The 13,124-nt window shown below is 39.2% G+C and carries 13 protein-coding genes; 6 read left to right on the top strand and 7 right to left on the bottom strand.

What is annotated here, in order from left to right:
* Window positions 1-32: 32 nt before the first annotated feature.
* Window positions 33-281 (bottom strand): YhdB family protein, encoded by a 249-nt coding sequence (locus EBQ12_RS04570; protein WP_008349000.1) that lies wholly within the window; start codon window positions 279-281, stop codon window positions 33-35.
* A 191-nt stretch (window positions 282-472) separates the two neighbouring features.
* Here EBQ12_RS04570 and EBQ12_RS04565 point away from each other — a divergent pair, with 191 nt between their 5' ends.
* The gene (locus tag EBQ12_RS04565; RefSeq protein ID WP_370539199.1) at window positions 473-793 is read left to right on the top strand and encodes a YqzG/YhdC family protein; all 321 of its coding nucleotides are present in this window, start codon (window positions 473-475) and stop codon (window positions 791-793) included.
* A gap of 45 nt (window positions 794-838) precedes the next feature.
* On the opposite strand, the gene EBQ12_RS04560 is transcribed toward EBQ12_RS04565, so the two are convergent.
* Entirely contained in the window at window positions 839-2,314 is a 1,476-nt protein-coding gene (locus EBQ12_RS04560; protein ID WP_024719958.1) for a catalase, read from the bottom strand.
* Window positions 2,315-2,474: 160 nt separating this feature from the next.
* Entirely contained in the window at window positions 2,475-2,906 is a 432-nt protein-coding gene (locus tag EBQ12_RS04555; protein WP_007497090.1) for an Rrf2 family transcriptional regulator, read from the bottom strand.
* A gap of 183 nt (window positions 2,907-3,089) precedes the next feature.
* On the opposite strand from EBQ12_RS04555, the gene EBQ12_RS04550 reads away from it, so the two are divergent.
* Both EBQ12_RS04550 and EBQ12_RS04545 read left to right on the top strand, forming a co-directional pair.
* Window positions 3,090-4,289: a globin domain-containing protein gene (locus EBQ12_RS04550; RefSeq protein WP_125589168.1), complete on the top strand. Its 1,200-nt coding sequence runs from the start codon at window positions 3,090-3,092 to the stop codon at window positions 4,287-4,289.
* A gap of 67 nt (window positions 4,290-4,356) precedes the next feature.
* Window positions 4,357-5,781 carry a SpoVR family protein gene (locus EBQ12_RS04545; RefSeq protein WP_007497093.1) on the top strand — a complete coding sequence of 475 codons (1,425 nt, stop codon included), beginning with the start codon at window positions 4,357-4,359 and terminating at the stop codon, window positions 5,779-5,781.
* Window positions 5,782-5,831: 50 nt separating this feature from the next.
* On the opposite strand, the gene EBQ12_RS04540 is transcribed toward EBQ12_RS04545, so the two are convergent.
* Window positions 5,832-7,196: an alkaline phosphatase gene (locus EBQ12_RS04540; RefSeq protein ID WP_074042129.1), complete on the bottom strand. Its 1,365-nt coding sequence runs from the start codon at window positions 7,194-7,196 to the stop codon at window positions 5,832-5,834.
* Window positions 7,197-7,550: 354 nt separating this feature from the next.
* Here EBQ12_RS04540 and EBQ12_RS04535 point away from each other — a divergent pair, with 354 nt between their 5' ends.
* Both EBQ12_RS04535 and bcaP read left to right on the top strand, forming a co-directional pair.
* Window positions 7,551-8,381 carry a C40 family peptidase gene (locus EBQ12_RS04535; protein WP_008348987.1) on the top strand — a complete coding sequence of 277 codons (831 nt, stop codon included), beginning with the start codon at window positions 7,551-7,553 and terminating at the stop codon, window positions 8,379-8,381.
* Between the two features lie 456 nt (window positions 8,382-8,837).
* Window positions 8,838-10,238 (top strand): branched-chain amino acid transporter BcaP, encoded by a 1,401-nt coding sequence (gene bcaP, locus EBQ12_RS04530; protein ID WP_008348986.1) that lies wholly within the window; start codon window positions 8,838-8,840, stop codon window positions 10,236-10,238.
* Between the two features lie 44 nt (window positions 10,239-10,282).
* Here bcaP and EBQ12_RS04525 read toward each other — a convergent pair whose 3' ends face one another.
* Genes EBQ12_RS04525 through EBQ12_RS04515 form a run of 3 tightly spaced genes read right to left on the bottom strand, consistent with a single transcriptional unit; the run spans window position 10,283 to window position 12,103 of the window.
* A complete protein-coding gene (locus EBQ12_RS04525; protein ID WP_008348984.1) occupies window positions 10,283-10,573 on the bottom strand; it encodes a hypothetical protein in 291 nt (96 codons plus the stop codon).
* Window positions 10,561-11,619, bottom strand: a complete 1,059-nt coding sequence (locus tag EBQ12_RS04520) for an anti-sigma factor (protein WP_125589166.1) — start codon at window positions 11,617-11,619, stop codon at window positions 10,561-10,563. The genes EBQ12_RS04525 and EBQ12_RS04520 overlap by 13 nt, the downstream gene beginning before the upstream one ends.
* Window positions 11,612-12,103 (bottom strand): sigma-70 family RNA polymerase sigma factor, encoded by a 492-nt coding sequence (locus tag EBQ12_RS04515; protein ID WP_008348979.1) that lies wholly within the window; start codon window positions 12,101-12,103, stop codon window positions 11,612-11,614. The genes EBQ12_RS04520 and EBQ12_RS04515 overlap by 8 nt, the downstream gene beginning before the upstream one ends.
* A 386-nt stretch (window positions 12,104-12,489) precedes the next feature.
* Between EBQ12_RS04515 and EBQ12_RS04510 the strand changes: the two genes are divergently transcribed.
* Complete coding sequence (locus EBQ12_RS04510) at window positions 12,490-13,092, top strand: lysophospholipid acyltransferase family protein (RefSeq protein ID WP_017360344.1); 603 nt, start codon at window positions 12,490-12,492, stop codon at window positions 13,090-13,092.
* Window positions 13,093-13,124 lie beyond the last annotated feature (32 nt).

Below are 13,124 nucleotides of genomic sequence, written 5' to 3'. Positions count from 1 at the left end.
TCAACAATCTGAAAGAAAATCAACCTTTTCCTTTATGTGTACATTGGTTCAGCATATGCTTCAGCAACGGCAGCTTCTGAAGCATGGTCGATATACTGCAGGAGTCCATATAAACATTTTTCAACATCTGCATCGTTCCGGTTAAATTGATACGCATGTAAGAAATGCTCAATACGTTTCGAGAGCAAGTCATCTTGCGTACGTACCATAAGAATAAGTAAATTATCCCATTGCGAGCGATGCGTATAATAAAGTGCTTTATCATAATCTGCCACATTCATTAAACCTTCTCCTTTCCCTTGAGAAGTCTTACTTAGTTTGCTCGGATCAGATCGACTTTTTCAGGGGAAAAGTTGGTGTCTGCATAAACAGGGTACCGGGAATTATAGGCTGAATAAATGCTTGATGTATGAAAAAGAACCAACCAGCAAAACCTAAACAAAATAGATATGAAAGTGAGAATATTGATATCATGCACCCGAAATTATGGATGCTTTTTGCAGCAGGAATTGTTTTATTCGGCAGTCTCATGGTTCATCCATCTTCACAAGCAGCCGAGCAGCCGGCAGAGAATTGGGAAAGACTTGCGTATACTGCCTTGCAAGATGAATATGAAGGCGCCGCTTTAAACGATTATCATTACATTGGACGTACACAAGTGAATGAAGATCAAACAAAAGATGTGTTTCGCGTGACCGTGAAGGAAGGCTCCACACGATTTGCAGCACATGCAGAAATTTATTTTCATCCAGTGACGGGTCATTTGATTAGTATTAACGTATTTCGGCTATAAAAAAGCACCTCTTTTAAAAAGAGGTGCTCCAGCTGAAAAGAAGATTTATTTCATGCTTCCTTGAAGATATGAGCGAATATCCACACCGAGTGAATCCGCTAAACGCTGTCCATAATCTTCATCTGCACGATAGAAGTTGCAGATCGCAAGTAATTTCGTTTTTTCATTTACATCTTTCAAGTCAGCTGTCAGGTTTTTGATCAATGCTTGTTTCTCTTCTTCAGAGTAGCTTCGATATTTTTCTCCAGCTTGTTTGAAATCGTTTGGTTTTTCGATTTTTTGTCTCACCATACGGTCACCGTGAAGAACCGGTTCACTTTCTTTGTAGTGAGGGTTTTCTTTTGGCTGATCGTCATAACGGTTTGGTTCATAGTTAATATGACCGCTTGGACGAGTTGTTGTCATAAAGCCATCCTGTTGGTTATTGTGTACAGGCGCATAAGGACAGTTCACTGGGATGCGCATGTAGTTTGCACCTAGGCGGTGACGCTGCGTGTCAGGATAAGAGAACAGACGACCTTGAAGCAGTTTGTCTTCAGATGCTTCAATTCCTGGTACTAGGGCACTTGGCGTGAAAGCAGCTTGCTCTGTTTCAGCAAAGAAATTTTCTGGATTGCGGTTCAGTGTCATGCGGCCCACTTTTTGCAGTGGATAATCTTCCTCGCTCCACGTCTTCGTCGGATCACATGGATCATAATCTAGTTCATCATAATCACTGAGCGGCATAAGCTGAACGTAAAGATCCCATGCTGGATAATTTCCTTTTTCAATACGATCATACAAGTCTCTTGTCGCATGCTGGAAGTCGTTTGCTTGAATTTCTGCAGCTTCTTCCATCGATAAATTGCGAATGCCTTCTGATGGTCTCCAGTGATATTTCACATATTTTGTTTCTCCGTATTTGTTTACCCATCTAAACGTATGAACACCAGAACCGCGCATTTCAGCGTAGTTCGCAGGAATACCTTCGTCAGAGAAGAGCCATGTGAGCATGTGAGTGGATTCAGGTGTTAACGTCATAAAATCCCAATAACGGTCAGGATCTTGAATGTTTGTTACAGGATCTGGCTTGAGAGAGTGAACCATATCAGGGAATTTGAGTGCATCACGAATAAAGAAGATCGGCAAGTTGTTCCCAACTAGATCATAGTTGCCTTCTTCTGTATAAAATTTGACAGCGAAGCCGCGAGGGTCACGTAATGTTTCAGGCGAACCTTTAGGATGAATAACCGTTGAGAAACGGACAAAAACGTCTGTTTGTTTTCCTTTTTCACTTAAGAAGGCTGCTCTTGTATGTTTCTCCATGCTATTTTCTACTTCAAATACACCATAAGCGCCGGCGCCTCTTGCATGAACGACACGCTCTGGAATACGTTCACGGTCAAAGTGTGCAAGTTTTTCAATCAAATGGTAATCATCAAGAAATGAAGGCCCCCTGTGACCAGCAGTTCTTGAGTTTTGATTATCGCCAACTGGCACGCCTTGATTCGTTGTCAAATTTTTATGATTAGAATTTGTCATTCTTTTTCTCCTCCTGTAAACAAAAAATGGTTTCTAGCAATCTATATACCCTAATTATATTGAATCAAACATGATAGTCAATATTTATTTATAATAATTTTAAATAAATTATTATTACAAGGAGGTAAAGAAAAAGACGAAAGAAATAAATTCTTTCGCCTTAGAGCAGAAGCTCTCTTAGAGCATCTTTGTTTTGTGTTAAATCACTTAATGTGTATTGGTCAAGAACGCGTAAATAAGCAGTGAGTGCTTCATGAAGTACGTGCTTTAATGAACAAATCGGGGAGATAATACAGCTATTTTTCTTCGGATCAAAGCATTCCACCATGACTAAATCATCCTCTGTATAGCGGACAACCTCACCAATATTAATGCTTTCTGGGCTTTTCCCCAGCCTAATCCCACCATTTCTTCCGCGGATCGTTTCTACATAACCACGTTTTCCTAGATGGTAAATTACCTTTGTCAGGTGATTTTTCGAAATGCCATAAATATCGGCAATCTGCTGAATATTTGACAGTTCATTGTTTTCTCTCGAAGCTAAATAAATGAGTACCCTTAATGAGAAATCTGTATAATTCGTAAGTTTCATTTGGACGACCTCTAAACCTAATAGAGTTTTGTATCATCGTAACACATTTTAGACAAAAACTGTTCGAGAAAGTACTAAATGTGACAACATTTAAAACATGTATTATAAATATTGCTTTTATACGTTGTCTTCCATTACGATAAAGATGTATTTAAAATACATCTTTTGAAAGAAGGAATAACGATGTTATCCACAGATCAAATGAATGCCATTAAACAATCAGCCCCTCTTCTAAAAGCTGAGGGAACAAAACTTGTGACAGTTTTTTATCAAAATATGATTAGACAGCATCCAGAGCTACTCAATCAGTTTAATAAAACAAATCTCATGAATGGAAGCCAGCCAGAGGCGCTTGCCGCAACACTCTATCAAGCTGCACTGCACATTGATCGCTTGGCAGACTTGTTACCTGCTGTGAAACAAATTGCCCATAAGCATGTCAGTGTCATGGTGAAAAAAGAGCAGTACCCAATCGTCGGATATCACCTTCTTGAAGCAATGAAAGAGGTATTTGGGTTATCAGAGGAAGATGACACATTGTTGGCTTGGAAGGCTGCATATGACATCATTGCGAATATATTCATCACCATTGAGGCAGAAATGATGGCTGAAAATGTGAAACAAACGGGTGGATGGGCAGATGTCAAACCGTTTATTCTGAAGAAAAAGAAACAAGAATCTCCATCACTCATTTCCTTTTATTTCGTACCAGAGGATGAATCTGAGCTACCAATGTATGAAGCTGGTCAATACATTACGGTGCAGGTAGATATGCCGGGTGAAGCCTATGTATGCAGCAGACAATACAGTTTATCAGATCAATATCACCCATCTTACTATCGCATCACCGTGAAACGAGATGGGCATGTCTCCACATTCCTGCATGATGAAATGAGAGAAGGCGATATTCTTCAAGTGAGTATGCCGCAGGGAATGTTCTGCTTGCAAGATGACACCAAAGAACCCGTTTATTTGATTAGTGCCGGTTCTGGTGTCACACCAATGATTGGTTTAGTGAAAACAGCGTCGCATAACAATCAACCATTCACGATGATTCATGCAGACAGACTAGAGGATGTAACTGCTTTTGAACAAGAGTTTGAACACGTTCTCACTTCATCTCCAGAGGGGCGTATTATCCTTTGTAACGAACAATTTGAAAAGAGTGGAAAGAGTGAGCTGGTTGAGAAGGCGGCTTCCCGTATTGACCAGCCATTCCTCCAATCAGTCATTGGTGAAGGAAAAGGCCAATTTTATGTTTGCGGTTCCCCAGCATTTACACAAGAGATGATCCTTAGTTTAAAAGCGATGGACATCCCGGAAGAGAATATCCATTATGAATCGTTCGGCGGGCAGTCTATGAAAGAGATGGAAGTCGTCTAAACAACTGGCTGAACATCATGTTTTATTAAGTACGCTCATATAGTAGGGATAAGTCCGATGAGGAGGGATGGTTTCCTTGAGCGTATCTGAAAAGCGTCTTTTACAACGAGCCATTGATGAAATTACAGAAATTGCAGAAGGGTTTGGTCTAGATTTTTATCCGATGAGGTATGAAATCTGTCCCGCGGAGATTATTTATACATTCGGTGCATATGGCATGCCAACACGATTTAGCCACTGGAGCTTTGGAAAGCAATTTCACAAAATGAAGCTTCATTATGATTTAGGATTAAGCAAAATTTATGAGCTGGTGATTAATTCAAATCCTTGCTATGCCTTTCTCCTTGATAACAATTCGCTTGTTCAAAATAAACTAATTGTGGCTCATGTCTTGGCACACTGCGATTTCTTTAAAAACAACTGCCGTTTCCAAAACACAAAACGAGATATGGTGGAAAGTATGTCAGCGGCAGCAGAGCGAATTAAAGAATATGAACATATCCACGGTACAAAAGAAGTCGAGTCCTTTTTAGATGCTGTATTGGCATTGCAGGAGCATATTGATCCGTCGCTTGTTCGTTCAAAATTAAGTTGGAATCTCGACGATGAAGATGAATATGAAGAGGACAAACCAAAACGTCAAACGCCATATGATGATTTGTGGGGAATGGATGAACCGAAAACACGTGAGAAAAAGAAAACGATCAAGCAATTCCCCCCAAAGCCAGAAAAAGATATTTTGCTCTTTATCGAGGCACACTCCCGGGAGCTAGAGCCTTGGCAGCGGGATGTGCTGACGATGCTGAGAGAGGAAATGCTCTATTTTTGGCCACAGCTAGAAACGAAAATCATGAATGAAGGCTGGGCATCGTATTGGCACCAGCGGATTATGCGTGAACTTGATTTAGATTCAAGTGAATCGATTGAATTTGCCAAATTAAATGCAGGTGTCGTGCAGCCATCTAAGACAGGAATCAATCCTTACTATTTAGGGCTGAAGATTTTTGAAGATATTGAAGAGCGCTACGATCATCCATGCGAGGAATTAAAAAAAGCAGGAGTGACGGAAGGGTCAGGTCGCAGCAAAATGTTTGAAGTGCGAGAAATTGAATCAGACATTTCTTTTATTCGAAATTACTTAACGAAAGACCTTGTGATGAGGGAAGATTTGTACTTGTTTCAAAAGCAGGGGAGAGACTATAAAGTCATTGATAAAGAATGGAAGGCAGTCCGTGATCAGCTAGTCAGCATGAGGGTCAATGGCGGCTTTCCGTATTTGACAGTCATCGATGGTGACTATTTAAAAAACAATGAACTCTATATTAAACATTGGTATGAAGGCATTGAGCTCGATCTCAAATACTTAGAAAAGGTGCTTCCATATTTGTATCAGCTATGGGGAAGAAGTGTGCACATCGAGTCAGTTCTTGAAGGAAAAGAAGTGATGTTTTCATACGATGGAAAAGGGGTTCATAGGAAGTATCTCACTTAATGATCAAAAAAGATGTCTACGACTAGACATCTTTTTTTGTGATTAGCACTTTATTGGTTTTTCAGCAGTTTGAAAATGTGTTTCGCTTGATCTGTATTTTCCATGAGCCCTTTTAGCTGTTCGCTTGTTGGTCCATAAGCATAAAATGGTACTTCATCCCCTGTATGACCTGATGTGGTCCAGCCTGTATGAGACCTTGTATTGATGACTTTTTCGATGGCATCATCAATTTGAACAGGATCTTTTGTTTCAGCTGCCTTTTGAATAGAGGCGATTTCCTCTTTTGTGAAATCAAGGTCGATGTATTGTTTGAGCGCAGTCTCGACCGTCATACCCTCTACAATTTTGTTTGCAATGAAATCAGGTGTCTTCTTTGCTGCTTTGACAGGCTGATAATCCCAGCTTCCCGAGCCGTCTGCCCCGAAGGAAAGGCCGCCAGTTGAATGATCTGCGGTCGTGATGACTAACGTGTTTTTATCCTTTTTTGCGAAACGAATGGCTTCTTCAAATGCTTTTTCAAAATCCTTCATTTCGCTCATCGCACTGACAATATCGTGGTCATGTCCAGCCCAGTCAATTTGACTGCCTTCAACCATGAGGAAAAACCCTTTTTTGTTTTTAGACAGCTGTTTGATGGCTGAGGATGTCATGTCTTGCAAGGAAGGGGTCGTTTTATCACGATCAATTGCTTTATCGAGACCACCGTCAGCAAAAATGCCTAACAATTTTTGCTGTTTGTTTTTTTGTAAGTCAGCTTTATTGGTTACGTAACGATAGCCTGCTTTTTGAAATTCTTTCGTCAAATCACGATCTTTGCGGACAAAATCGATCAGTCCTCCGCCAAGCATGACATCGACTGTATGCTGTTTGCCAATTTTCTCATCGAAGAAATCATCAGCAATGGCTGCTGTGTTTTTTCTAGACACATCGTGGGCGGCATACGCAGCAGGTGTCGCATTGGTTAATTCAGATGTGACGACGAGACCAGTAGACTTTCCTTTGCGTTTTGCTTCTTCTAATACTGTTTTTAGTTTTTTGCCATTTTTGTTTACACCAATGGCGTTGTTGTATGTCTTTTGACCAGTTGCCATGGCTGTACCAGCTGCTGCTGAATCAGTAATGTTACTTTTAGAATCATCAGGGTATGTTTTATGCATGCCAGTGAGGTAAGGGTCAAACGCTGTTTGCTTGGAAAGATCACCGTTGTGTTTAAATGAGCGGTAAGTTGAAAGGTAAGGTGTTCCCATGCCATCTCCAATGAGCACGATCACATTTTGTACGTCATTTTTTGGTTTCTTTTTAGCCTCAGCTTTGTCAGCCTGTCCAAATTCAATTCCTGAAAAAATACCAATCGATAACACTGATGCGGCTGCGATTGCAGCTATTTTCGTTTTCGAGCTTTTCAACACACTCATTCATTTTGCCTCCTCATTGTTTATGTATCGCTCTCACGTTTACAATGGTAGAGCAGAAGTGTGGATTCCAAATGACAGCACCGTAAAGTTCACTTTAAAATTGTAAAGGTCCACTTTACATAGAATGAACCAAAAAGAGAAATGAATGTATGATTTATCTATGACAAGATGCATTTGTTTTGTCATGATTGTGTAATAAAAATGAAATAAAAAGAACCCTAAAAAAAAATAATTTTTGCCGAATTAATAAGCATAATGTCGTAGGAAGTCAAGACTATTTCTTCTGGTATTCGATCCTTATAATAGAAAGTAGATAAAAATTCGGATCACGATAGATACATACAGGAGGAACAAATGAAAAAACAATTGATCACAGCTGCAAGTGCAGTTCTACTTGGGACGACATTATTTGCCGGAGCTGCCTCAGCACAATCAGTAAAGGTTCAAAAAGGTGACTCTCTTTCTGTTCTAGCGAAAAAATACAAAACAACCGTGAGTAAGATTAAATCAGACAATAAACTGAAATCTAACACGATTTATGTTGGACAAACTTTAAAAGTGAATGGTACTTCTTCAAAAAAGGTAACGAAAACATCAAAAACAACAACAAAAGTAAAAGCGTCTTCAGCGACAGCCACTCATAAAGTTGTCAAAGGTGATACTTTATCTAAAATCGGCAAAAAATATGGAATGACAGTGAAAGAGCTGAAATCGTTAAATAAACTCAAAACAGATCTGATTAAAATTGGACAAAAGCTGAAAGTGAAAAAGACATCCAAAGTGAAACCAACACCTGTCAAAGAAAAAACAGTTGCTACTTCTTCTTTAAACACGTCTAAACTCGTAGCAGATGCGAAAGCACAAAACGGTACACCATATAAATGGGGTGGAACGACACCGAAAGGCTTTGATTGCAGCGGTTTTATGTGGTATATCATTAACAAACAAACAAAGATTTCAAGACAAACAACTGAAGGTTTTTGGGGATCAATGAAAAGCGTCTCAACACCTAAAGTTGGAGATTTTGTCTTCTTTACAACCTATAAATCTGGCCCATCTCACATGGGTGTCTACCTTGGGAACAACAAGTTTATCCACGCTGCTTCTGATGGTGTGACGATCAGCGATATGACTTCAAGCTATTGGAAGCCAATTTACCTTGGCGCAAAGACATTTGTAAACTAATAATGGATCTTAAGAGACTGCTTACTAGGCAGTCTCTTTTTTTGTATATCGTTTGCGCAGCTAAATCAGTCCTTTATCATAGCTCTCTATGAGTCTAAAGGCTTTTAAATAAGCAAAAGTGAAGACAAGTTATCAAAAGAATAATTTTATTTTCACTTTATAAAAATTATATCAAAAAAGTATAATTTTGTATGTTGTATAATAAATAGAAGAAGCCAAGTTATGATTTGAATAAAGATTGAAGAAAATCTACCCTGATGATTGACAAATATTTTGTTGATAAATAAGAATTTTCACTCTATTTTGAAAAAAAGTGTTTTCATTTTTTAATTTTCATATATAATAATTTTACGCCACTAATTTATTGCGCTAAATTAAATCTAAATATTCAGAAAATAAAGTGAATTACGAAGTGGTGGCGTCTTTAGACGGATACTAAGTTTTGGGAGTGATGGTATGAGCAATTCGTTGTTTAGAAAGAAGAGCATTTCAGAGCTAATTGCGGCAACACAAGGGGAAAAAGCGTTAAGAAAGGAATTAGGTTCATTTGACTTAACGATGCTTGGTATTGGAGCGATTATCGGTACAGGGATATTTGTACTGACAGGTACAGGCGCCGTCACAGCAGGACCAGGACTTGTTTTATCATTTGTGATTGCAGGTCTTGCATGTTTATTTGCGGCATTGTCATATGCGGAATTCGCTTCCACAGTGCCAGTATCAGGATCTGTTTATACATTTACGTACGCATCTATGGGAGAATTTTTAGCGTTTATCATTGGCTGGGATTTGATATTAGAATATATGCTAGCCGCTAGTGCCGTTTCAGCAGGCTGGTCAGGCTACTTTGTGTCGTTTTTAAATGGGATAGGGATTCATATACCGGTTGAATTAACAGCAGCACCAGGTGGTTTAAAGGGTCAAGTGACATATTTTAATCTTCCTGCATTTATTATTTTAATGATCATCACCTTCTTGCTGTACTTCGGTATTAAAGAATCAAAACGAGTCAACAACATTATGGTCATTATGAAAATTGCGGTGATTCTGCTCTTTATTTTAGTCGCTGTGAAATATGTAAAACCTGAAAACTGGACACCATTCGTTCCTTTTGGAACTTCAGGCGTGTTAAGTGCAGCAGCTCTCGTATTCTTTGCATTTATCGGATTTGATGCAGTTGCTTCTGCGGCAGAGGAAACAAAAAATCCATCCCGCAACTTGCCAAGAGGAATCATCACTTCCTTATTGATTTGTACCGTGTTGTATGTGGTAGTCAGTGCGATCATGACAGGCATTGTTCCATTTATGAACTTTGAGGGAGTATCCCATCCAGTGTCTCTTGTTTTACAAGTAGCCGGTCAAAATTGGGTGGCGGGTATTGTAGATGTTGGGGCGATTTTAGGGATGACCACGGTCATGCTTGTCATGCTGTACGGCCAAACACGTGTCATGTTTGCCATGTCTCGTGATGGCTTGGTACCAAAGGTTCTTTCAAAGGTTCATCCAAAACATAAAACACCTTATATCAATACTCTTTTCTTTGGAACATTGTCAGCATTAATGGGTGGATTCATTCCGCTTGATGAGCTGGCAAGTCTAGTGAACATCGGAACACTTTCAGCTTTCATTTTGATTTCAGTTGCTGTCATTGTCATGAGAAAAACACAGCCTGATTTACCGAGAGCATTCAGATGCCCCGCAGTGCCGCTCATTCCAATCTTGGCTATTCTATCTTGCGGACTGCTCATTTATAAGCTTGGCACCATCACATTTGTTCGTTTCTTAATCTGGCTTGCCATTGGGCTTGTTGTCTATTTCTTATATTCAAGAAAGCACTCCGAATTAAACAAAAAATAAGAGTGTACAGAAAAAGCCAGTCAAGTATGACTGGCTTTTTAGTATTAAAAACCTAATTGAAGATCTACATCAATCGAGACGATCGCATAGACACAAACGATGACAAAAATATTCAGAACGACGCCTAGGAAACCTGGTCCAGTGCGGCCTTTTTTAATGAACAGTTCAATCACACCGAATGGAACTGCGGCCATTGCAAAAGGAAGCATTTGAAACGAATAAAATGTCACATTGCTAATAATGGCGAGGTTCAGCATGAGCAGCGATAAAATAGCGGTGCCGACCGAAATCCAGCCAAACACATTATGCTCTTTAAAAATTCTTACCAATTCCATAATTCCACCTCGCTCACTTTGGCCGTTTTAATGCGTTTTGTCTTCACAAATTTCTCTATTTCTTTAGAAGGACCTGTGACAACAGAACCGTAAACCGTGACACCATTTTGATTGATGTAGCGTATTCGGTTAGAGAGGTCAAGTTCAGGTCTGCCAGAGATCGTTTTTGCCCAGGTTGGATGCTGGTTGACATAGGCGAGGGCATCTTTGAACTGATCAACCTCTGTTTTTGATGTGTGCTGAAGCTCTTTTAAAAATTCAGAGTCTTTCCCGGGAAAACCGATTGGACGCTGATTTCCACTTAATGAATCTTCTGTTTTTATCGCATTCCAAAGCACTTTCATATCATATTTTTTAGCAAATGAATACACGTCTTTCGGTGTGTATGCTTTGTCATAGGATACATACACTTCACTCACTGTTCCTTCAGGTAGCTTGTCTAGAGTAGTGAGTGTTTGTTTTTTTGATGTATCTGCCTGAGACGAAGGGTGCGTAAAGAAATCCTCCGTATTACGTGTGCTGTCGCCATAATAAGAGATCGTAGGCTGCTTTAATTTATCGAAAAACATTTCGATTTGTTCACTGCCGATGGCTTCTGTTTTATTGCCAATTTGTTTTTGTAGCTTAAGTTCTGTGTTCATACCAAATAGTTTGACTTGCCCTTTTAAATCCTTCATATCAATGGCGACATTCGGTTTTGTTAGGGCGACTGTTACAGCGGCCGTTTCCATAAAATGATTGCCTTTACTGTCTGCTCCGCCAACGCCGTAGTATAGATAACTACCTAGTGTACAAAGCGGTAAAATAATCAGTGTAGATATGACAGCAAGCACAGAAATACGTAAATAGGACTTTCTTTTTCCGTATTGTAAAATGGCTTTTTGTTTTTCAGGACTGATGGAGAAGTCTGTCCAATCTGAGTCATTCAGTTCTTGGCTTAAGCGTTTTTCATTTTCTTCAAGCTCTTCTTCAAACGCCATCATTTCTTCCTCGTTCATCTCGCCATTATTATATTGTTCCCATCGCTTATTAAACTCTTCATTCATCATTAACACCTCTGTTATATAGTGCTTTTAGGCGCTGCCTTGCACGAAATAAAACACTTTTAAAATTTGCTTCAGTAATATTCATGACCTTGGATGCTTCTTTGTAATTTAGTTCTTTTAAATAATACAATGTCAACGCTTCCTTGTAGTTATCTGGAAGCTGCTCCAAATACATGTTGAGAACTTCTTTTATTTCAATCTGTTCAGCGGGACTTTGTACAGACGTTTGTAAAAGGCCGCCAATGAGATCATCCGATATGGTCACTTCTTTTTTATGTTTCCTGACATAATCAATAAAAGCATTTCGTGCCACCTGAAATAACCAAGGTTTCACTTTGCTATGGTCGTAGGAATGAATATGTATATAAGCACGCATAAAGGTTTCCTGCAATAAGTCCTCTGCCAAATGTTTGTCTTTTGTCATGGAGAGCAGAAACCTGTAAACATCGTTCATATACATTTGATAAATTTCATCGATCGTCACTGATTTTTCTCCCCTCTATGTTATACACGCATAAGAAAGGCATAAAGTTGCACGAAACTTCTCATAGGCCGTACATTACTCATCTCTTTCACCGAATCAAAATCATTTCTCCTTATCATAGCGAAATTTGCATCATTTATAAAGTGTTTTCAATAGAACAAATCAGGAAAAAAACTCAAAAAACGACAATTTTGGACACATTTCTTCCTCTATTCTCTCCTAAAAACACATACTTGAATACAGAAGGAGCGGTCTCTTAAGTGAAAAGATGATTTTTAGTGAACCGTCTCTATTTTATCAGTAGGAGAAAATTTTTAGTACCAGGTAATAAAAAATTTGTTATAATAGAAACAAATCCTTCATTCTTCAAACAAAGGAAGTGCACTATGTATAAATTTTCAGGCTATACCGTCAAAGCATTTTTTGCTCTCCGAGGCGGAATCAAAGTATATCAAAAAGAGAATCTGCCAACAGACCGGGGGTTTGTCATTGCTTGTACGCATGAGGGTTTTGTGGATGTTCTTGCATTAGGCGCAGGAATTCTTCCGTTTGAGATCCACTACATGGCGAAAAAAGAGTTGTTTGCAAATAAATGGATCGGCGGATTTTTAAAGAAGATTCATGCTTTTCCAGTTGATCGAGAGAATCCTGGGCCAAGCAGTATTAAAACGCCCATTAAATTATTAAAAGAGGGGAAAATCGTTGGGATTTTTCCAAGCGGAACACGTACAACAGAAGATGTTCCTTTAAAAAGAGGGGCCGTTACGATTGCGCAGCTTGGCAAATCACCAATCGTTCCAGCAGCGTACAAAGGACCTTCTAATGCAAAAAGCCTTTTTAAGAAGGGGAAAATGCGCTTAATCATTGGTGAACCGATTGAGCTGTCTGAATTTGATCATCTGCCGCCAAAAGAAAGATTAGGTGCGATGACAGAAGTATTAAACACAAGAATCAAAGAACTTGAAGCTAAGTTAATCGAAAAGGGATAAAGAAAACGACCACTTGCTAAGGCAAGGGTCGT

Source organism: Bacillus sp. 2B09, from assembly GCF_003946835.1.
Classification (GTDB): Bacteria; Bacillota; Bacilli; order Bacillales; family Bacillaceae; genus Bacillus; species Bacillus altitudinis.
Note: the sequence above shows the minus strand (reverse complement) of the source record. Positions and strands in the feature narration are given on the sequence as shown.